Origin of the sequence: Streptomyces sp. NPDC049879 (assembly GCF_044461265.1) — a bacterium.
Taxonomy (GTDB): Bacteria; Actinomycetota; Actinomycetes; order Streptomycetales; family Streptomycetaceae; genus Streptomyces.
The window spans coordinates 124,596-145,161 of sequence record NZ_JBITKT010000008.1 but is presented as its reverse complement, the minus strand read 5'-3'; the positions used below and the strand labels follow the sequence as shown (position 1 = coordinate 145,161).

15 protein-coding genes and 2 pseudogenes are annotated in these 20,566 nt (G+C 72.9%); 8 read left to right on the top strand and 9 right to left on the bottom strand.

The features are described from left to right. Window positions 1-20: 20 nt before the first annotated feature. The 5 genes and pseudogenes from ACIBPC_RS25565 to ACIBPC_RS25545 form a co-directional block, all read right to left on the bottom strand. Window positions 21-1,664: an FAD-dependent monooxygenase gene (locus ACIBPC_RS25565; protein ID WP_398847839.1), complete on the bottom strand. Its 1,644-nt coding sequence runs from the start codon at window positions 1,662-1,664 to the stop codon at window positions 21-23. After that, the gene (locus ACIBPC_RS25560) at window positions 1,661-2,569 is read right to left on the bottom strand and encodes an alpha/beta fold hydrolase (RefSeq protein ID WP_398847837.1); all 909 of its coding nucleotides are present in this window, start codon (window positions 2,567-2,569) and stop codon (window positions 1,661-1,663) included. The genes ACIBPC_RS25565 and ACIBPC_RS25560 overlap by 4 nt, the downstream gene beginning before the upstream one ends. Window positions 2,570-2,810: 241 nt before the next feature. Continuing rightward, window positions 2,811-3,248 (bottom strand): annotated as a pseudogene (locus ACIBPC_RS25555) (AbfB domain-containing protein); the annotation flags it as partial. Window positions 3,249-3,308: 60 nt separating this feature from the next. Continuing rightward, window positions 3,309-5,636, bottom strand: a pseudogene (locus tag ACIBPC_RS25550) (AbfB domain-containing protein); the annotation flags it as partial. A gap of 272 nt (window positions 5,637-5,908) precedes the next feature. Beyond that, window positions 5,909-7,513 (bottom strand): endo-1,3-beta-xylanase, encoded by a 1,605-nt coding sequence (locus tag ACIBPC_RS25545; RefSeq protein WP_398847835.1) that lies wholly within the window; start codon window positions 7,511-7,513, stop codon window positions 5,909-5,911. 382 nt (window positions 7,514-7,895) lie between these two features. On the opposite strand from ACIBPC_RS25545, the gene ACIBPC_RS25540 reads away from it, so the two are divergent. The 5 genes from ACIBPC_RS25540 to ACIBPC_RS25520 all read left to right on the top strand — a co-directional run bounded on the left by ACIBPC_RS25540 (window position 7,896) and on the right by ACIBPC_RS25520 (window position 13,954). Further along, window positions 7,896-9,167: an ABC transporter substrate-binding protein gene (locus ACIBPC_RS25540; protein WP_398847833.1), complete on the top strand. Its 1,272-nt coding sequence runs from the start codon at window positions 7,896-7,898 to the stop codon at window positions 9,165-9,167. A 103-nt stretch (window positions 9,168-9,270) separates the two neighbouring features. Further along, window positions 9,271-10,260 carry a carbohydrate ABC transporter permease gene (locus ACIBPC_RS25535; protein ID WP_398847832.1) on the top strand — a complete coding sequence of 330 codons (990 nt, stop codon included), beginning with the start codon at window positions 9,271-9,273 and terminating at the stop codon, window positions 10,258-10,260. Between the two features lie 7 nt (window positions 10,261-10,267). Further along, the gene (locus tag ACIBPC_RS25530; RefSeq protein WP_362967957.1) at window positions 10,268-11,143 is read left to right on the top strand and encodes a carbohydrate ABC transporter permease; all 876 of its coding nucleotides are present in this window, start codon (window positions 10,268-10,270) and stop codon (window positions 11,141-11,143) included. A gap of 55 nt (window positions 11,144-11,198) precedes the next feature. Then, window positions 11,199-12,890 (top strand): glycoside hydrolase family 43 protein, encoded by a 1,692-nt coding sequence (locus ACIBPC_RS25525; RefSeq protein ID WP_398847830.1) that lies wholly within the window; start codon window positions 11,199-11,201, stop codon window positions 12,888-12,890. Window positions 12,891-12,943: 53 nt separating this feature from the next. Next, the gene (locus tag ACIBPC_RS25520) at window positions 12,944-13,954 is read left to right on the top strand and encodes a LacI family DNA-binding transcriptional regulator (RefSeq protein ID WP_398847828.1); all 1,011 of its coding nucleotides are present in this window, start codon (window positions 12,944-12,946) and stop codon (window positions 13,952-13,954) included. A 24-nt stretch (window positions 13,955-13,978) separates the two neighbouring features. Here the strand turns inward: ACIBPC_RS25520 and ACIBPC_RS25515 are convergent, their stop codons facing one another. After that, on the bottom strand, window positions 13,979-14,395 hold the full coding sequence (locus ACIBPC_RS25515; protein WP_398847826.1) for a CoA-binding protein: 417 nt from the start codon (window positions 14,393-14,395) through the stop codon (window positions 13,979-13,981). A gap of 56 nt (window positions 14,396-14,451) precedes the next feature. Between ACIBPC_RS25515 and ACIBPC_RS25510 the strand changes: the two genes are divergently transcribed. The 3 genes from ACIBPC_RS25510 (at window position 14,452) to ACIBPC_RS25500 (ending at window position 17,028) form a co-directional block, all read left to right on the top strand. Beyond that, window positions 14,452-15,078, top strand: coding sequence for a YigZ family protein (locus tag ACIBPC_RS25510; protein WP_398847825.1), 627 nt, complete (start codon window positions 14,452-14,454; stop codon window positions 15,076-15,078). Between the two features lie 74 nt (window positions 15,079-15,152). Next, window positions 15,153-16,295 carry an LLM class flavin-dependent oxidoreductase gene (locus tag ACIBPC_RS25505; protein WP_398847823.1) on the top strand — a complete coding sequence of 381 codons (1,143 nt, stop codon included), beginning with the start codon at window positions 15,153-15,155 and terminating at the stop codon, window positions 16,293-16,295. A 49-nt stretch (window positions 16,296-16,344) separates the two neighbouring features. Beyond that, complete coding sequence (locus ACIBPC_RS25500) at window positions 16,345-17,028, top strand: FMN reductase (protein WP_398847821.1); 684 nt, start codon at window positions 16,345-16,347, stop codon at window positions 17,026-17,028. Between the two features lie 17 nt (window positions 17,029-17,045). Here ACIBPC_RS25500 and ACIBPC_RS25495 read toward each other — a convergent pair whose 3' ends face one another. Genes ACIBPC_RS25495 through ACIBPC_RS25485 form a run of 3 tightly spaced genes read right to left on the bottom strand, consistent with a single transcriptional unit; the run spans window position 17,046 to window position 20,445 of the window. Then, complete coding sequence (locus tag ACIBPC_RS25495) at window positions 17,046-17,945, bottom strand: lysostaphin resistance A-like protein (protein WP_398847820.1); 900 nt, start codon at window positions 17,943-17,945, stop codon at window positions 17,046-17,048. Further along, a complete protein-coding gene (locus ACIBPC_RS25490) occupies window positions 17,942-19,519 on the bottom strand; it encodes a hypothetical protein (RefSeq protein ID WP_398848054.1) in 1,578 nt (525 codons plus the stop codon). The genes ACIBPC_RS25495 and ACIBPC_RS25490 overlap by 4 nt, the downstream gene beginning before the upstream one ends. Window positions 19,520-19,536: 17 nt before the next feature. Continuing rightward, window positions 19,537-20,445: an ABC transporter ATP-binding protein gene (locus ACIBPC_RS25485; RefSeq protein ID WP_362967948.1), complete on the bottom strand. Its 909-nt coding sequence runs from the start codon at window positions 20,443-20,445 to the stop codon at window positions 19,537-19,539. Between the last annotated feature and the right edge of the window lie 121 nt (window positions 20,446-20,566).

The window sequence follows — 20,566 nt, the reverse complement described above, 5'->3', positions numbered from 1 at the left end:
CCTTTCCTCAGGTGGGGCGTTCAGGAGCCGCGGGGTGCCGCGGCCTCGCTCCGGCGGGCGCCGCCGCTCAGCGTGCCGAGGACGGCCGGGATGTCTTCCGGGACCTCGTCGCCCAGCCAGCCGACCACCTGGTCGGGGCGGACCAGCACGAGGCGCGCGCCCAGCAGCCGGGCGTAGCCGGGGTGCGCCGCCTCCGGCAGGTGCACCACGGTCAGCGGGACGCCGCGCGCGCGTGCGGCCTCCTCGACGGCTGCCTCCGACGTGCCGCGTCCGAGCACGAGGAGCGTCAGATGGTCGCCCAGCAGGTCGTACAGGGACCGGCCGTCCTTGAGGAACAGGTGGGGGAGCCGGGCGCCCGTCCACGCGGCGCCCGCCTGCCCGTTCCGCCCCGGGGGGATGACCGGCGAGGCGGCGATGCGCAGCCCGAGGACCAGGTCGAGCGAATGGAACTCCGCCTTCTTCGACTCCTGGATACGGGCGTGCGCGGCCCGGCGGGCCTCGGCTCCCGCCCGGTCGGCGGCGTCGAGGTTGTCGGCGAGCAGCTCGGTGGAGAGCACGCGCATGTTGGCCGTCGCCTCCTGGATGACGCGTTCCTGGACGGGGCGGCGCTCGGTCTCGTAGCTGTCGAGGACGTCCGCCCCGCCCCAGCCGGCGAGTACGGCCGCGAGTTTCCAGCCCAGGTCGACCGCGTCCCCGATACCGGTGTTGAGGCCGTGGCCGCCGAACGGCGGGTTGAGGTGCGCGGCGTCACCGGCGAGGAAGACCCTGCCGCGGCGCATGCGGTCCACGATCTGCATCCGCGCGGTCCACGGGTCGGTGGACAGCACCCCGGCCTTCACCGGGCGGCCCGCCACACCGTCGATGATGCGGCCCGCCTCGCGTACGCCGGTCTCCTGGCCGACGCCGAAGGCGATCGCCCACCAGGTGCCCGTCCGGTCCAGCGGCCCGACCAGCGCCGGGGCGGCCGGGTTGACGATCCAGTACTGGACGGCCGGGCCGTGCCGCACGTGCTCCCACAGCCCGGGGCTCTCGAAGACCATGCCGAAGTTCGGGCGCAGGGCCTCCCCGCCGACGTAGCGCGCGCCGATCTCGTCGCGTACGACGCTGCGCGGGCCGTCGCAGCCGATGACGTAGTCGGCCGTGACGACGGTCCGGTCCCCGGCGCCGTCCTCCACGGTCACGGACACCAGGTCGTCGTCCCCGCGCACGCCGGTGACCTTCGAGCCGAGCACCAGCCGGCAGGAGGGGAGTTCCCCCACGGCCTCGCGGAGGACCTCCTCCAGCACGTACTGCGGCGCCTGCTGGCCGGTTTCCGCGAAACGGTCGCCCTCGGGCACGAGCCCCAGGACGCCGCGGAAACGCGACAGCTCCCGCCCGGCGAGCGACGTGCAGAACACCACGTCCTGCGACCAGGACGCGGGGAGCGGCGCCCGCGCCCGCAGCCGGTCGGCCAGGCCCCAGCGGCGGAGGTGCTCCATCGTGCGCACGTTGAGCGTCTTGCAGCGGGGGCGCGTCCGGGAGACCGAGCGGCGCGGCTCGACGACGAGGCACTCGACGCCGCGCCGGCCCAGCTCCACGGCGGCCGCCAGGCCGACGGGCCCGCCACCGGCGACGAGAACCTGCACCTTCCGGGGGAGGCGCCGCTGCCCGGCGGAGGGCGTCACTCGCCGTTCCCGGTCTTCCGCCGCGCCGCGGCCCAGCGGGCGCACTCCTCGGCGAACGCGAGCTGCCGCAGGTGCAGGGCTATGCCGAGCGTGTGGTGGTCGATGCAGTGGCCCGTGCCGCGGGCGACGGACGCGTCGACGAAGGGGGCGGCGGTGAACAGGGCGGCGAACCGGTCGACGTTCTCCTGGCCGCTGCTCCACAGCGCGTCGAACTCGGCGAGCGCGTTGTGCACGGGGACGCGGACCCGTGGGGCGACGGCGGGCAGGTGCTCCTTCGGCCACGCCGGGGCCTGGATCAACTCCCGTACGGGCACGGGCGCGTAGGAGTCGCGCGCCTGCCGCAGCCCCTCGGCGCCGAAGGTGTGCGCGGGGCCGAACATCACCTTGTCCCGCTCCTCGTACGGCAGGTCCACGGTCAGGTCGGGCGGCAGCGCGCCGAGAGCCTCGGCCGCGCCGCCGCTCGGGATGACGGCCCCCATCCCGGTCGCCGACACGCCGATCAGGGGGAGGCCGGGATCGGCGGCGGCGATCATCAGGGCGAGCATGCCGCCGATCGAATGGCCGACCAGGAGCACGCTGTCGGCCCCGAAGCGCGCGGCCGCCTGCGCCAGGGCGCCGCCGAGCAGTTCGACATGGCGGGAGAACGTGTTGGCGTCCGGGTCGAGCGGCGTGCTGCCGCCGTAGCCGGGCCGGTCGAAGGCCACCACCCGGTGGCCGTGGGCGGTGGCGACGTCGAGGAACGACCCCGCGGACGCGCCCGCGACGTCGAAGTACCGCGCGGTGTAGGTGCCGCCGTGGAGGGCGGCGATCAGGGGTTTGCCGGTCGGCCGGGCGGGACCGGCGGTGAGTGCCGAGATCGTGTGCCCCTCGACCTCGAAGGTCAGAAGGTCGCGCTGCTTGGCCATCTGTGGCCTCCTGCCAGGGGTGGGTGCCTGCGCACCGCGGCGGCTCGCGGGGCCTGCGAGCCTAGGCGTTATATGTAATAACAGCAAGGGTCGTGCAGCGCCCCGTCCCCTCGGGGGCGGGGACGGGGCGGTCAGGTGAAGTGCCCTGTCGGCACTGGCGGTAGAGGGCCTGCCCGCCGCCGGGTCAACGCGTGTGCCCCCGCCCTGGAGGACGGGGGCACACGGTTCTAGCGGGACTCGGTCAGGGCGCCCAGGGGGTGCTGACCTGCCAGCTGCTGTCGGCTGTCAGGGCCTGCGGCCGGCCGAAGGAGGTCTCCGCCCCGCCGCCGTTGGTGATGTACACCTCCGACGCGTAGTGGCGCAGGAACGATCCTGGCTGGTTGATGGCCTCGAACGTGACGCCCGTCGCGTTCACTCCGCGCCGCGCGCAGAAGGTGGCGTCCTGGCGGAACAGATCCGAGCCGTCGTTGGCCGCGAGCCGGACGCGGCTGTCGGCGTGCCGCAGGAACTGGCCCGGCTGGTTCACCGATTCGAGCGAGTAGCAGGACGAGTCGGCGAGCCCGCGCCGTACGGTGAACGTCGCGTCCTGCTTGAGCAGGGCGGCGCTCCCCGCGTTGACGACCTCGGTGTACCCGAGGCCCCCGGCATGCCGCAGGTACCGGTCGGTGTAGCCCGGCGTCGTCACGCGCAGCGACTGGCGCGCGTCGGTGGCGAGCGACACGGAGCTGCGCCACAGCGCGGGTTCACCGAGGTTCCAGGTGGCGTCGGCGGCGAACGAGGTGGGGGTGTCCCAGGCGTTCGGCCCGCCGCTGCGGGCGAGGTACACGTTGTCCGCGTGGTGCCGCAGGTAGTGGCCGGGGAAGTTGAGCGATTCGAGCGAGGTGCCGCCGGACGCGAGCCCGGTGCGGGTGCACCAGGTGGCGTCGGCGGCGAACGAGCCGCCCGTGTCCGCGTCGATGCGCGCCCGGTAGCCGGCGTGCCTGAGGTAGCGCCCCGGCTGGTTGACCGACTCGAACGAGTAACAGCGCGGGTCGGCCAGGCCGGGCACCGTGCGGAACGACGCGTCCTGGCGGGCGCCGTCGGCGGACGCGGAGGTCAGCACGTCGGTGCGGGCCAGGGAATCGGCGTGCCGCAGGTAGCGGTTGGTGTAGTCCGGCGTGGTCACCCGGAACGACCGCACGTGCTCCAGGGTGAGGGGAACGGTCGCGTTGAGGTTGCGCGAGGCCGCGATGAGCGCGCTGTGCGCCGCCCGCACCGGCGCCGTGTCCACCTTCTGCACCTGCCGGTCGTAGGTGAACAGGCCGTTGTACTCGCCCTCGACGTCGGTGATCTCCGTGTAGACGTAGGCGGAGAGCCCCTTGGTCGTCATGAGCTGCTGCACGTCGCGGACCATGCCGGTGTAGCGGTTGTTGAGCTGCTCGCGGCTGAACACCTGCTCGTACGCGAAGAACTGGCCGTTCGGGCTGTACTCGTGGCCCGGTGTCCGCAGGCCGATGCCGCCGAACTCCCCGAGCACCGAGATGCGCGTGTTCGAGGGCCGTGGCGCGTCGGGTCCGGTGTACACGTGCCAGTCCATGATGTCGCCGGTGCCCGGATCACCGCGCGAGGCGCAGCAGTTGTAGCCGCTGTGCGCGTTCATCAGGCGCGACGGGTCGTAGTTCTCCAGCTCGGTGGTGACGCGGCGGGTGGCCGCGAGGTCCCACTCGCCCCAGCCCTCGTTGAAGGGCACATAGGTGACGACGGCGGGGGAGAAGCGGTGCTCGTCGATGATCTCCCGTGCTTCCGTCTCCACCTGGGCGATCTGCGCGGCGGTGCGGTTCTGGTCGGACGCGGGGGTGGAGGGGATGTCCTGCCACACCAGCAGCCCCAGCCGGTCGGCGTGGTAGTACCAGCGCGCGGGCTCGACCTTGATGTGCTTGCGGACCATGTTGAAGCCGAGGTCCTTGTGCCGCTGGATGTCGGAGGCCAGCGCGGCGTCGGTGGGCGCCGTGTACAGGCCGTCCGGCCAGAAGCCCTGGTCGAGCGTCCCGATCTGGAAGACGAACTCGCCGTTCAGGGTGGGCCGCAGGGTCCCGTTGACCATCCGGGTGCCGATCTCCCGCATCCCGAAGTAGCTCGTCACGCGGTCGACGGCGGCCCCGGACTGATCGCGCAGGGTGACGCGCAGGTTGTAGAGGAACGGGTCGTCGGGCGACCAGAGCCTCGTGTTGGGCACCGGGACCGAGAACTCGGTGAAGCCGCCGGTGGCCTGGCCGACCACCTGTGTGCCGGACATCGCCTCGGCGAGGACCGTGTGGCCGCCGACGTTGCCGCGCGTGAAGACCCTGACCCGGGCGGTGCTGGTCGCCAGGTCGGCCCTGATGTCGACGGAGTAGATCGACGAGGCGGGCGTGGGCTCCAGCCAGACGGTCTGCCAGATGCCGGAGCTGGGGGTGTAGAAGATGCCGCCGGGGTTGTTGACCTGCTTGCCGAGCGGCTGCTTCTCACCCCGCCCGTCGGTGGGGTCGTAGACGCGCACGATCAACTCGTTCGTGCCGCCGTTGAGTTGGTCGGTGATGTCCACCTCGAACCGGTCGAAGCCGCCCCGGTGCGTGGAGACCTGGGTGCCGTTGACCCAGACAGTGGCCTCGTAGTCCACGGCGCCGAAGTGCAGTTGGACGCGGTCGCCGTTCCAGTCCGGCGGGACGGTGAACGTGCGCCGGTAGAACATCAGGTCCCGGTTGTCGTTGCGCATGATGCCGGAGAGCGCCGATTCGACCGGGTAGGGGACGAGGATGCGCTCGGGCAGTGTCTGGCCTATGGGGGGCGCCGCGTTGCGGTTGACGTTGCCGGAGCCGTCGACCGCCGGGTTGAGGAACTGCCACTCCCCGTTGAGCGACTGCCAGTCCGGCCGCGTCATCTGCGGTCTCGGGTACTCGGGGAGCGGGTTCGTGGTGGACACCTGGTTGGTCCACGGGGTCGTCAGGGGCGGGGTCTTGGGGATGATGGCGGCCGAGGCGGTGCCGGCGAAGGACAGTCCTCCGGCCATCACCAATAAGACCGCCAGGAAGGCGATGATGCGTCGCATCAGACTCCTCCAGGGCTGGGGGGCGCGCGGAGTCCGGCGCAGCACGAGCAGCGGCCGGGGGTCCGTGCGGGGCTGGCGAGCGGTGCGGGCGCGGGGCGGGCCCCGCGTGCCGGTCCACGACGGAGCGTGGTCCGGACGGGGAGGAACGTAACATGGGACAGAGCCGAACGGAACCAATCAGGAACGCCCGAGAATCAAACATTTTCCATCGGGTGAGATGAGCGGAGAGCGCCGCCGCCCGCCACCGGGAGCGGCGGGCGGCGGCCCGGTGTTCAGCGGCGCGCGGTGAACTCGCCGGTGGTGATCTGCCATGTCTGCGTGGCCGGCTGGTAGTCGAACCAGTACCGCACCTCGGACCCCGGCCGCAGCCCGGGGACCGGCTGCTCCCAGCGCCGCGCGGCGGCGTTCCACGTCATCATGTGGTTGAGCTGCTGCCCGCCGTCGATCCGGTAGTGGACGGCGGTGAACGTGGCGCTCGCGTCCGGCCGGAACCACAGCAGCGGTGTCGCCCCCGAGGTGTCGAGGCCCTGGGTGAACGGCCCGTCCGGGTCCGGATCGGGCCCCGGCCCCGGTCCCGGGCCGCTGCCGTCACCGTTCACGAAGTGGGAAGCGCGCGCCTCGGCGAGGAACCTGTCCAGCACACCGCGGTCGGCCTGCACCCGGCTGTCGCCCCAGTAGCCGTTCGGGCAGGACGGCGATCCCGGCGCGCTCCCGGGCGGGCAGCGCCACATGCTCTGGCTGTCCCAGTCGGTGTTGATGTACGCCGCCGCCCTGATCACGTCGCGGTTCTCCTCGATGAGCGAGAAGAACCCGTCGTACCACTGGTTCCAGACGGCGTTCCTGTCCACCGCGGCGGGGCGCGGGTCCATGATGCAGCTCGCCGTGGCGGCGCCCGTGTCGTAGCCCTGCGGCGCGGCCTCGGCGACCATCACGGGTTTGCCGTGCGCGCGGGCGAAGTCGAGCAGCCGGTCCTGCTGGACGATCGGGTCGATGTCCGTCCGGGAGCAGCCCCACTGGGTGGCCACTGAGCCCGGCTGGTAGAAGGTCGAGAGCCCCACCCAGTCGACGTACGCGTCCCCGGGGTACCAGGTGTCGAAGTGGTCGGGGTCGGTGACGATGTAGTTCCACTCCGGGTGGTCGGGGTGGGTGTTGAGCGGCCACGCGGCGGACTGCCACACGGTGGCCACCCGGTGCGCGCCGAGCGCGTCGATGCGGCCCGCGATGTAGCGGTACGCCTCCTTGTAGAAGTCGGCGTTGTAGCAGTTCCAGGGGCCGTCGAACTCGTAGCCGACGCGAAGGAAGACGTCGCGGTTCCAGGAGGCGAAGGTGGTGATCATCCGGTCCAGCTCGGTCCGGTAGCGCTGGACGAGGTTCGGGCTGCCGCTCTGGACGTCGTCGTCGTTCCTGCCGATCAGCGCGCGCAGCGGCTGGTTGCCGCAGGAGGCCGCGAACTGGGTGTCGGAGAGGTAGAGGCCGACGGACACCGCCGCCCCGGGGTACTGGGCCAGCGTCGCGGGGAAGTCGACCGTCCCCGAGCCGTAGTCCACCGGGCCGTTCAGCCCGGCGCCCGGCCCGGTGCCTCCGCCGCCCGGCGGGATCACGAGATTGGTGTACAGGGTGACGCCCGCCGGTTCCGGGGCGTCGAGGGCCGGGACGTCCAGGACGTCGCGGCGGTAGTCGGCGAGCGTGCTGCTGTCCTGACCCATGATCAGCATGACGCGGCCGTCGTCCGGCACGCCCGGCGCGTCGTCGATCGAGGCCGCGGAGGCGGCCGTCGCCGTGGCGGTGGCGCCGGCCGCCGGCAGGAGTAACGCGGGGAGCAGCGCGACGGCGCACAACCTGCCGCGCAGCGAGCGCAGTCGGGGGACATGGGGCATCGGCGGGGTTTCCTTCCTCCGGTGGGGCCCGGCGGCGCCGGTGGACCGGCGCCACGGGCCGAGGGGGTCACTCGCCCGAGGACACTGCAGCCAGTGCGATGCTCCGTCAACCTTTCTCGCAAATCTTTCGATGATTCCCGGAGCCCGCAGACGGTCCGCGCGGGCAGATCGGTTGCTCTGGAACGCGGTGTGTACCGCGCGTCCCCTTGCCGTCCGCGCCAGGTGCGCCATCGGGTGCATGCAGGCACCGACCTCGTTACCTAAATGTTTCGAGTAGATTCCCGGGAAAATTATTGACGACTACCGGGACTCTCGCGCACAGTGAACGCCGACTCGGAGCCCACTCCGGCCCTTCCCGATCACCCCGTGCCCTGGAGTACCCATGCAAAGACGCACCCGCCGGGCGACGACCGCCGCCGCCCTGTCCCTCGCCATGCTGCCGCTGGCCGCCTGCGGCTCCGACTCGGGCGACGACGGCTCGGTCGAGCTGACGGTCGCCACGTTCAGCGACTTCGGCTACGAGGCGCTGGTCGACGAGTACGAGGCGGACCACCCCGGTGTCACGGTCACCATCCAGGTCAGCCAGTTCGAACAGCACCACCAGCAGCTCACCACCCAGCTCGCCGGCGGCTCCGGCGCCGCCGACATCGTCGCCGTGGAGGAGGGCTGGATGCCCCGCTTCCGCGAGTCGAAGGACCGGTTCGCCAACCTCGCCGACCACGGCGGCGCCGGACTCCAGGACCGCTGGCTCCCCTGGAAGTGGGAGCAGGGCGTCCTGGACGACGGCGCCTTCGTGATGGGCTACGGCACCGACGTCGGCTCGCTCGCCATGTGCTACCGGCGCGACATGTTCGAGGCCGCCGGGCTGCCCACCGACCGCGAGGAGGTCGGCGCGCTCTGGCCGACCTGGGACGACTACTTCGCCGCCGGGCGGGAGTTCCTCGACTCGGGCGCCGACGCCGCCTGGTTCGACGGCGCCGACACGATCTACTCCTCCATGCTCAACCAGAGCGAGATCGGCTACTTCGACCGCGACGAGACCTTCGTCGGCGACAGCAACCCGGTGGTCGAGGACGCGTTCCTGGCCGTGGGCGCGGCCGTCGAGGACGGGATGTCCGCCGGACTCGTGGGCTTCTCCCAGGAGTGGAACGTCGGGTTCAAGCAGAGCTCCTTCGCCACCGCGCCCTGCCCCTCCTGGGCGCTCGGCCTGATCCAGGACGCCGCGGGCGAGGAGGCCGCGGGCCTGTGGGACGTCGCCGCGGTCCCCGGTGGCGGCGGCAACTGGGGCGGCTCGTTCCTGACCGTCCCCGCCCAGGGCGACCACCAGGCCGAGGCCGCCGAGCTGGCCGCCTGGCTGACCGCGCCCGAGCAGGAAAAGCGCATCTTCCAGGACGTCGGCAGCCTGCCTTCCATCCCCGCGCTGTACGAGGACCCGGCCGTCAGCGACTTCACCAACCCGTACTTCAACGACGCGCCGGTGGGCCAGATCTTCGCGTCGTCCGCCGCCGAGCTGCAGCCCAACTTCCGCGGTGTGCGCGACTCCGAGGTCAGGCCCGTCTTCGGCAGCGCCCTCCAGCGGGTCGAGCAGGGCAACGCCTCGCCCGCCGACGCGTTCGCCGAGGCCGTCGAGGAAGCCGCGGGCGCCGTCGACTGACGGTCCGCCCCACCGGCCCCGGGCCCGGAGGACTCCCCGCCCTCCGGGCCCGGCCCCGCACACCGCCGCCGCCCCGCCCGCCGCCGTACAGAAGGAACGCCCCATGGCCACCACGACCGAAGGGCCGGCCGCCCCGTCCAGGCGCCGCCGCAGTCCCTACCGCTCACCGGGGGACCGCCGCGCCCGCGGCCGCCGCGGCGGGCTGCGCCGGCACGCCGGCGCCTACGCGTTCATCAGCCCCTTCTTCCTCGTCTTCGGCCTCTTCGGCCTGTTTCCGCTGCTCTACACGCTGTGGGTCTCGCTCAACGACTGGCACCTCGTCAACGGCCGCCAGGGCTTCGTCGGCCTGGACAACTTCAGGGACCTCCTCGCGGACCCCGACTTCACCAACGCGCTGTTCAACACGCTGAGCATCTTCGTCCTCTCCACGGTGCCCCAGCTCCTGCTCGCCCTCGGCATCGCCTACCTGCTGGACACCCGGCTGCGCGGCAGCACCTTCTGGCGCTCGGCGGTGCTGATCCCCAACATCGTCTCCGTCGTCGCCGTCGGCCTCGTCTTCTCCCAGCTCTTCGGCCGCGACTTCGGCGTCGTCAACTGGCTGCTGGACACCGTCGGCCTGGCGGGGGACGAGCCGATCGACTGGCGCGCCGACACGTTCACCTCGCATCTCGCGCTGAGCACCATGGTCATGTGGCGCTGGACCGGCTACAACGCGCTGATCTACCTCGCCGCGATGCAGGCCGTCCCCCGCGACCTCTACGAGTCGGCCCTGCTCGACGGCGCCTCGCGCTGGCGCGTCTTCCGGTCCATCACCGTGCCGTCCATCAGGCCCACCATCGTCTTCACGGTGATCATCTCCACCATCGGCGGCCTCCAGCTCTTCACCGAGCCCCTGCTGTTCGGCGGCATCAACGGCTACGAGGGCGGCTCCGACCACCAGTTCCAGACGCTGACCCTGCTGCTCTACAAGCACGGGTTCGCCAACTTCGACTCCGGCTACGCCGCGGCGATCTCCTGGATGCTCTTCCTCCTCATCGCCGTGATCGCCGCCCTCAACTTCTTCCTCACCCGCCGCATCTCCGCAAAGGACTGACACCCCGATGGCCGCCACCGCCGCACCCTCCGTACCCCGGCCGCGCCGGCGCCGCGCCCGGCTGGGCGTCCGCAGGGCGGGACCCCTCACGTACACGGCGCTCGCGCTGATCGCGCTGGCGTCGATGTTCCCGCTCTGGTGGACGTTCGTCGTGGCCTCGTCGGGCAACGAGGTGCTCGCCGACACCACACCGCCGCTGACCCCCGGCGGGCACCTCTTCGACAACATCTCGCGGGTGTTCGACTCGGTCGAGTTCTGGACCGCCATCCGCAACTCGCTGATCATCTCCAGCGCCGTCGCCCTGAGCAACGTGGTGTTCTCCAGCCTCGCCGGATTCGCCTTCTCCAAGCTGCGCTTCCCCGGCCGCAACGCCCTGATGGTGGTCGTCGTCGCCACCCTCATGGTGCCGACCCAGCTCGGCATCATCCCGCTCTACATGCTGATGACCGACTTCGGCCTCTACGGCAGCCTGTGGGCCGTGATCCTGCCCGGCGCCGTCTCGGCGTTCGGCGTCTTCTGGATGCGGCAGGCCATCGACGAGGGCATCCCCGACGAACTCGTCGAAGCCGCCCGCATGGACGGCGCCAACCTGCTGCGCGTCTGGTGGTCCGTCATCGTCCCAGGCGTACGCAACACGGCCTCGGTCCTCGGGCTGTTCGTCTTCATGACCGCGTGGAACGACTTCTTCTGGCCCCTGGTCGTGCTCCCGCCCGACAACGGCACCGTCCAGACCGCGCTCAACCAGCTCGCCGCGGGCTACTACACGGACTACGCGCTGATGCTGTCCGGCGCGGTGCTCGCCGTGATCCCGCTGCTCATCCTCTTCGCCCTGCTGGCCCGGCGCGTCATCGCCGGTGTCATGTCCGGCGCGGTCAAGGGCTGACCTTCCCCGTCCCGTCCGCCGTCCGACCCGTCCAACCCACCGAGGTGCCCTCCGCATGACCGCTTCCGCCGGTCCCCGTCCCGCCCCGGCCGCCACCCCGCAGCCCGGTACCCCGCCCACACCCCACGGCGCGGCCATCTCCAACCCCGTGCTGCCCGGATTCCACCCGGACCCCTCGATCCTGCGGGTCGGCGACGACTACTACCTCGCCACCTCCACCTTCGAATGGCAGCCAGGCGTCCTGATCCACCACTCCCGCGATCTGGTGCACTGGACCCCGCTCGGCGGCGCGCTCACCACTGAGGCGCTGCTCCCCATGGCGGGGAACCCCGACTCGGGGGGCGTCTGGGCACCCTGCCTCAGCCACGCCGACGGCCTGTTCCACCTCGTGTGGTCCAACGTCCGGTCACTCGGCGGGGCGTTCAAGGACATCCGCAACTACGTCGCCACCGCCCCCCACCCCACCGGGCCGTGGAGCGAACCCACCGAGGTGCACGGCGCCGGATTCGACCCGTCCCTCTTCCACGACGACGACGGCCGCAGCTGGCTGCTCGCCATGAAATGGGACCACCGCCCCGGCCACGACCCCTTCGGCGGCATCCTCATCCAGGAGTACGACCGCACCGCCCGCGCCGCCAAGGGCCCGCTGCGTACCCTGTGGCACGGCAGCGACGTCGGCCGCACCGAGGGCCCGCACCTCTACCGCCGTGACGGCTGGTACTACCTGATGGTCGCCGAGGGCGGCACCGGCTACGAGCACACGGTCACCGTCGCCCGCTCCCGCACCCTGACCGGCTTCTGGGAGGCCGATCCCCTCGGCCCGATGCTGACCTCGTACGGCAGCGACGCCACGCTGCAGAAGGCGGGCCACGGAAGCCTCGTCCAGACCCCCGGCGGCGACTGGTACCTGGCCCACCTGTGCGCGAGGCCGCTCACGCCAGGCGGCCGCTGCCCGCTCGGCCGCGAGACCGCCATCCAGCGCGTGACCTGGAGCGACGACGGCTGGCCCCGCCTCGCGGACGGCGGACGGCTGCCCGCCGTACACGTCCAAGCCCCGGCCGCCACCACCCCCACCGCCGCGGCCCCCCACACCTCCCCGGACGCCGACTGGCACGACGACTTCTCCGCGCCCCGGCTGCGCCCCGAGTGGGCCACCCTGCGCATCCTCCCCGACCCTGCGTGGCTCACCTTGACCGAACGCCCCGGCGCCCTCCGCCTGCGCGGCCAGGAGTCCCCCGCCTCGACCCACCGGCAGTCCCTGGTGGCCCGCCGCCAGCAGCACCACCGCTTCACCGCCGACGTCACCGTCGCCTACGCGCCCGAGACCTCTCAGCAGATGGCCGGGCTCACCCACTTCTACAACACCCGGCTGTGGCACTACCTCCACCTCACCCGGGACGAGGAACTGGGCCGCGTCCTGCGCCTCGGCGTCTGCGACAACGGGGCCTACACCGAACCGGCCGCGCCCGTCCCCGTACCCGGCGCGGCCCCTGTCCTGCTGCGTCTCGAAGCGGACGGCGAGCACGGGCAGTTCAGCTGGTCGCACCCGGGCGGCGCCTTCCGTCCCGTCGGCCCGCGCCTGGACGTCTCCCGCCTCTCCGACGAGTACGCCGTCACCGGACCGGACCCCCTGCCCGCGACCTGGGGCTTCACCGGTGCCTTCATCGGCCTGTGCGCCCACGACCTGCCACGCCAGGGCCTGCCCGCCGACTTCACCGCCTTCCGCTACCGCCCGGGACCACGCTGAGCACCACCCGTCCCGGCATATCCTGCAACCCGGATCAGCGAGGAGGAACGTACATGGCGTCCGGTTCCCGGGCCAGAGTGACGATCACGCAGATCGCCCGCGAGGCGGGGGTCTCCACCTCCACGGTCTCCAAGGTCCTCAACGGCCACAACGACGTGGCCGAGGACACCAGGACCATGGTCGAGGCCGTCATGCAGCGCAACGGCTACCACCGGCGGCCGTCCCGCCAGCGCGGCACCCTCGTGGACCTGGTCCTCAACGAACTGGACAGCGACTGGTCCCTGGAGATCGTCCGCGGCGTCGACGAGGTGCTGCACGAGGCGGGCATGGACATGGTCCTGTCCGCGGTGCACGGCCGCGCCGAGGAGACCCGCCAGTGGCTGGACCGCCTGGCCACCCGCCGTTCCTCCGGGGTGCTCCTCGTCGTCTCCGAACTGTCGGCGCAGCGCCGCGAGAAGCTCGCCGCCATGGGCGTGCCGGTTGTCCTGGTCGACCCGGTGGGCGGCGCGGGCGAGGACATCCCCACCATCGGCGCCACCAACTGGAGCGGCGGCATGGCGGGCACCAGCCACCTGATCGACCTGGGCCACCGCCGCATCGCCCACATCGGCGGACCGCCCGAGCTGAACTGCAGCCAGGCACGGGCCGACGGGTACGGCAGCGCCGTCCAGCGCGCCGGGCTGACCGTCCCGGCCGGCTACCTGAGCCACGGCGACTTCAACGAGCGCTCCGGGTACGCCCAGTGCCGCGCCCTGCTCGACCTCCCGGAACCGCCCACCGCCGTCTTCGCGGCGAGCGACCTCCAGGCGCTCGGCGCCTTCGAGGCACTGCGCGAACGCGGCCTGCGGGTCCCCGAGGACATCAGCGTCGTCGGCTTCGACGACCTCCCGCTGGCCCGCCGCGTCTCCCCGCCGCTGACCACCGTCCGCCAGCCGATCCTGGAGATGGCCGCGCTCGCGGCGCGCACCCTGCTGCGCCTCATCGACGGGGAGACCCTGGAGAACCCGCGGGTCGAGCTGGCGACCCGGCTGGTCGTCCGGGGGAGCACCCGGGCCCCCGCGTAACCGCCCGGCGGCCCGCCGCCCGCGTCAGGGGCGCGCGGGCAGGCGCGGGATCTCGATCGCCGGGCAGCGGTCCATCACCATGTCGAGCCCGGCGGCGCGGGTGCGCGCGTACGCCTCCTCGTCGACCACGCCGAGCTGGAACCACACCGCCTTCGCACCCGCCGCCACCGCCTCGTCCGCCACGGCCCCGGCGAGGGAGCTGTTCACGAAGACGTCGACCACGTCCACGGGGAAGGGGATGTCGGCCAGCGACGCGTACCCCTGCTCGCCGTGGACGGTCTCCGCCTTCGGGTGCACCGGCACGACGCGTTTGCCGAACCGCTGGAGCACCGCCGCGACGCCGTACGCGGCGCGGCTCGGATTGCCGGACAGCCCCACGACGGCCCACGTGTCGCCGGACTCGGTCAGGATGCGCTGCGCGGTCTCTCGGTCGCCATACATGCCCCGCACAACGACCGGCCGGGCCGCGCCATTCCCCCAACCCATAGGCTGGCCCGATGCGTGACGCGTACGAGACGGTGGCGGGCCGCACCGTCCACGAGACCGAGATCAACCGCTCGCGCTTCCTGTGCGCCCTGGCCCCCGTCGGCACCGAGGAGGACGCCCAGGCGTTCGTCGCCGAGGTCCGCGCCGCGCACCCGGCCGCGAACCACAACTGCTGGGCGTACGTCCTCGGCGCCGACGCCGGGGTGCAGCGCAGCAGCGACGACGGCGAGCCGGGCGGCACGGCCGGGCTGCCGATGCTCCAGATGCTCCTGCGCCGGGAGGTTCGATTCACCGCGGCGGTGGTCACCCGGTACTTCGGCGGCATCAAGCTGGGTGCCGGAGGCCTCATCCGCGCCTACGGGGGCGTGGTGGGGGCGGCCCTCGACGTGGCGGGCACGGTCACGCGCCGCCGGCTCCGTCTGGCGACCGTCACGGTCGGTCACGAACGGGCCGGGCGTCTGGAGAACGACCTGCGGGCCACCGGGCACGCGGTGCGGGAGGTGGAGTACGGCGCCGAGGTCACCATCGGCGTGGGCCTGCCCGCCGGGGACGTCGAGGCGTTCCGCGCGTGGCTGGCCGGGGCGACGGGCGGCGCGGCGCGGCTCGCTCTGGGCGGCGAGGTGTACGCCCCCGGCTGACGGGCCGGGCCCCCTTCCCTCTGGAGGAAGGGAATAGCCGCGCAGAGGGTATCGTTCCGCTGGATAGTTGAACGATGAACAACTTGGAGGTGGGTGCCATGCAGGCCGGAACGCAGTTCGGGATCTTCACCGTCGGCGACGTCACGCCCGACCCGACGGACCACTCGGTGCCGAGCGAGCACGACCGCATCAAGGCGATGACGGCCATCGCGCTCAAGGCCGAGGAGGTCGGGCTCGACGTCTTCGCGACCGGCGAGCACCACAACCCGCCGTTCGTCCCCTCCTCGCCCACCACTATGCTCGGCTGGATCGCGGCCCGCACCGAGCGGCTGATCCTGTCCACCTCCACGACGCTGATCACCACGAACGACCCGGTCAAGATCGCCGAGGACTTCGCGATGCTCCAGCACCTCGCGGAGGGGCGCGTCGACCTCATGATGGGGCGCGGCAACACCGGCCCGGTCTACCCCTGGTTCGGCCAGGACATCCGCCAGGGCATCCCGCTCGCCATCGAGAACTACGCGCTGCTCCACCAGCTGTGGCGCGAGGACGTCGTGGACTGGGAGGGGCGCTTCCGCACCCCGCTCCAGGGCTTCACCTCCACGCCGCGCCCGCTCGACGGCGTGCCCCCGTTCGTCTGGCACGGCTCCATCCGCAGCCCGGAGATCGCCGAACAGGCGGCGTTCTACGGCGACGGATTCTTCGCGAACCACATCTTCTGGCCCAAGGAGCACTTCCAGCGCCTCATCGACCTCTACCGCCGCCGGTACGCGCACTACGGGCACGGCAGCGAGGAGCAGGCGATCGTCGGCCTCGGTGGGCAGGTCTTCATGCGGAAGAACTCGCAGGACGCCGTCCGCGAGTTCCGCCCGTACTTCGACAACGCGCCGGTGTACGGCCACGGGCCGTCGCTTGAGGAGTTCACCGAGCAGACGCCGCTGACCGTCGGCAGCCCGCAGGAGGTCATCGAGAAGACGCTGACGTTCCGCGAGTCCTTCGGCGACTACCAGCGGCAGCTGTTCCTCGTCGACCACGCGGGCCTGCCGCTGAAGACCGTCCTGGAGCAGCTGGACATCCTCGGCGGCGAGGTGGTCCCCGTGCTGCGCGAGGAGTTCGCCAAGGGACGGCCCGCCCACGTGCCGGACGCGCCCACCCACGCGTCGCTCCTCGCGGCCGCCGGGGAGCGGGAACGCGCGGCGGCGGGACCGGCCGCCTGACCGCGGCGTCCGCGTGAGGGAGACAGCAGCAGACGAGAGAGAGGCAGTCATGTCCAGCCAGACGCACGCCCCGCGGATCGCGGTGGTCTCGGCGGGCCTCAGCCAGCCGTCGTCCACCCGCCTCCTGGCCGACCGGCTGGTCCAGGCCGTGCGGCGCGAACTGGCCCGCGGGGGACCGGAGCCCGAGGTGCGGGTCGTCGAACTGCGCGACCTGGCCACCGAGATCGCCGGGCACCTCGTGACCGGCTTCCCGGCCCCCGCCCTGCGGCGCGCCCTCGACGAGGTGACGGGCGCGGACGCGCTGATCGCCGTCACCCCGGTCTTCGCCGCGTCGTACAGCGGCCTGTTCAAGTCGTTCTTCGACCTGGTCGAGCCCGACGCGCTCACCGGCAAGCCGGTCCTCGTCGGCGCCACCGGCGGGACGGCGCGGCACTCCCTGGTCCTGGAGCACGCCCTGCGGCCCCTCTTCTCGTACCTCCACGCGACCGTCGTGCCCACCGGCGTGTACGCCGCGTCGGAGGACTGGGGCGGCTCGGGCGACCCGCGCACCGACACGCTCCCCGGCCGCGTGGACCGGGCGGCCAGGGAGCTGGCGGCCCTCCTCCGGGCCGGGGAGCGCTTCCCCGCCCCGCCGCCGCGCGGCGACGCGGAGGCGGAGCCGCCGGGGGAGGGGACGGAGGAGCCCGAGGTCGTCCCCTTCGCCCAGCAGCTCGCCGCCCTGCGGCCCCGCTGAACCACGCGCCACGCGCCCTACGGGGTGGCGCCCGCGCCCGCCGACTCCCGCGCCGGAGCGGCGGGCGCGGGCCGTTCCGCCACGGGGCCGCGGAACGCGCCGCGCAGCAGCAGCCAGCCGCACAGCACGGCCATCGGGACGGCGGGCAGCCAGGTGAGCGTCGTGGCGCCGAGACCGGCGCCGCCGTCGTCCTCGCCCAGCAGCACGCCCACCAGCATGGACAGCACCATGTTGTTCCCCGCGTGCGCCAGCGCGGCGGTCCAGATGCTGCGGCTGCGGATGTACAGCCACGCCAGCAGCATCTCCTGCAGCAGGAACGATCCGGTCCACACCAGCAGGCCGACGCCGACGTTGCCGAACTCCACGTAGCCCACGAACGCCAGCGGGTAGTGCCACACCGCCCAGATCAGCCCGGTCACCACGACGGACCGCAGCGTGCCGCCGCCGATGCGCGGGCGCAGGTAGCTCGTCCAGCCGAACTCCTCGCCCCAGTAGAGCGGCGCCAGCAGCGGCATCACGCCCACCAGCATCAGGACCGCCAGCCACCACGGCGTACCGGGCACGAGGTCACGCAGCGGCCCCAGGTCGCCGTCCCACAGCCCGGCGAGCGCCGCGGTCCCGGCCGCGCCCGCCGTGATGGCGAGCGGGCCCAGCCAGGCGGCGGCGTAGTACGGCCACGCCTCCCGCAGCCGCAGCGCGAGGCCCGCGTCCGCGAAGCCCTCCCGCGTCACCCAGCGCCGCGCGACGATCGCGCCCACGGCGGGCATGAACGCGAACGGCAGCTGCACCAGCGGGTTCACGAGCGACATCCCCATGGCGTGCGCGCCCAGCACGAGCAGCCATCCGGCGCCGAAGGAGATGGCGAAGAAGACCGCCAGCCCCCTGCGTCGTGCCGTCGCGGACGGTTGCGTGGTCATCGGCTGACACCTTTCTCCGTGCCGGCCCGGCGCCGCGTGGCCCCGGTGGCGAGTGTGGCGAGGAGCAGCAGCAGCGCCGCCGCGCAGAAGAAGGCGGCGTGCGGCCCGGCCGGGCGGCCGTCCTCCCGCACCGCGCCCATGAAGTCGAGCAGCGGCAGCCCGTTCACCGTCACGTACCACAGCGGCAGGTAGACGGCCTGGAACGTCCGGTGCGTGCGGCTCAGCGTGCCGAGCGCGAGCGCCAGGGACGGCACGAACACCGCGCCGCCGGCCCACGCGGCGGCTCCCGCGCCGTCACCCGCCGCCACGAGCCGGATCAGCGGCGTCAGACCGGTGACGGCGGCCACCGCGACCCCGGCGCACCACTCGGCGAGCGTGCGCCGCACCGGTCCCGGGCAGGCACCCAGCAGCACCGCGACCCCGTGCTCGTACCGCTGCGCGCCCATCCGGGACCACACCAGCAGCGGCCAGAGCCAGGCCAGCGGCAGCAGGAGCCGCGTGACCCCTTCGAGAGGGACGAACAGGGCGGCCAGCGCGATCAGCGCCGTGCCCGCCCACCACCACACGGGCCCGTGCGCGAGGACGCGCAGCTCGCCCGTGAACAGGCGCGCGAAGGGACTGCCGTACGACACGGGCGTACGGGGCGGCCCGGCGTACCCGGGGACGGCCTGCCCCGCCTCGGGCACGGCGGCCGCCACCGGCGCCTCCTCGGCGGCCGGGGCCGCCGAGACCCGCACGCTCCTGGACGGGTCGAACCGGTGGAACCACAGGGCGGGCAGCAGCGCGACCGGCACCGCGAGCAGCAGCACCGCGAGCCGCCCCGCCAGGAAGCCGCCGTCCGGCGTGAAACCGCCCCAGGTGAACGTCCGCAGCGGCTCCTCCACGAACGTGAACCCCAGGCTGAAGTCCCCGCCCGACAGGGGCACGCCCTGCCGCGTCAGGTCGTCGCCCATCGTGGCCACCACGTCGTGGACCCCGATCCCGCCGAGCGGCGCGCCCTCCCGCTGGCCACCGAGCACCAGCACCAGCCAGGCGAAGAACCACACGCCGTTCCCGACGCCCGTGCGCAGCAGCGGCGTCGTCTCGAACAGCAGGGCCGCCGCGGCGGTCAGCACCACCATCGGCAGCGTCAGCACCAGGAACGGCATCAGCAGCGGCCCCGGTTCGAGCGTCCGGTCCTCCCCGCGCGCCAGCTGCATGACGACCGCCGTGCCCGCCAGCACCGCCGCCATGGACCCCAGCAGCAGCGTGTTGCTCAGGAACTTCGACGCCAGGTAGCGCCACGTGGGCAGCGGCGTCGCCGCCAGCTGGCGGCCCACACCCGTCGCCTCGTCCCTGGCCACGCCGTTGCGCGCCACGAAGAAGCCGCCGAACGTCAGCCACAGCGTCCCGGCCAGCGCCGTCGCCATCCCGGTGTAGGCGCTGTTGTACAGGCCCCGGTAGTCGCCGAGCTGCATGATCGCCCAGTGGCTGTCCACCGCGGGCACCGCCAGGTACCCCAGCCCGACGGCCCCGGCGAGGGTGACCGCGTACGCGGGCCGCCGCATCCGGTCCAGGAAGTCGGCGAACGCCATCCTGCCGACCGCGGGCCTCACGGCAGCTCCCGCACGCCGGGGACCGGCCGCGACCCGGCCGCGCCCGCGGTCCCCACGACCGCGAGGTAGACGTCCTCAAGACCCGCCGCCACCGGCTCCGCGCCCGCGGACGGCGCCGCGTCCGCCAGGACCCGCAGCCGCACCCCCGCGTCCGTGCGGACCATGCGGCTCACCACGTACCGCGCCTGCACGGCCGTCACGTGCTCGGGCGCCACCGTCAGCTCCCAGACCCGCCCCGACACCTCGTGCAGCAGCTCACCGGGCGAGCCGCGACGTACGAGCCGTCCGCCGGTCATCAGCGCGATGTCCGAGGCCACCGACTCGATGTCGGAGACGATGTGCGTCGACAGCATGACCGCGCGGTCGGCGGCGAGGTCGCTCAGCAGGTTGCGGAAGCGCACCCGCTCCTCCGGGTCGAGCCCGGCGGTGGGCTCGTCCACGACCAGCACGCGCGGGTCGCCGAGGAGACTCTGCGCGATGCCGACGCGCCGCAGCATGCCGCCCGAGTAGGTCCCGAGCGCCCGCTTGGCCGCCCCGGTGAGGTTCACCGTCTCCAGCAGTTCGTCGATCCGGCCGCGCGCGGAACGGGCCGAGAGCCCCTTCGCGGCGGCCAGGTAGGAGAGGAACTCCCGCGCGTTCAGGTGCGGGTGCACACCGAAGTCCTGCGGCAGGTACCCGAGGGCGCGGCGCAGCGGCTCCGGGTCGCGCACCGCGTCCGCGCCGTCGAACCGCAGGGAGCCCGCGGTGGGCCGGGTGACCGTGGCGCAGATGCGCATCAGTGAGGACTTGCCCGCGCCGTTGGGGCCGAGCAGGCCGAGTATTCCGGGGCCCAGGCGCAGTGTCACCCCGGAGACGGCGCTCTTGCCGCCCCGGTAGACCTTGCCGACATCGATCAATTCGAGCATGACGGAACCCTCGCCGAACCGCCCGTGCCCGCACATCGCGGCTGTGGGGGAAATCGCCCTCCCCCGACCGGGGGAGGAGGAGGCGCCCCCGGCCGGGGGAGGGGATTGTCGCAGGCCACTG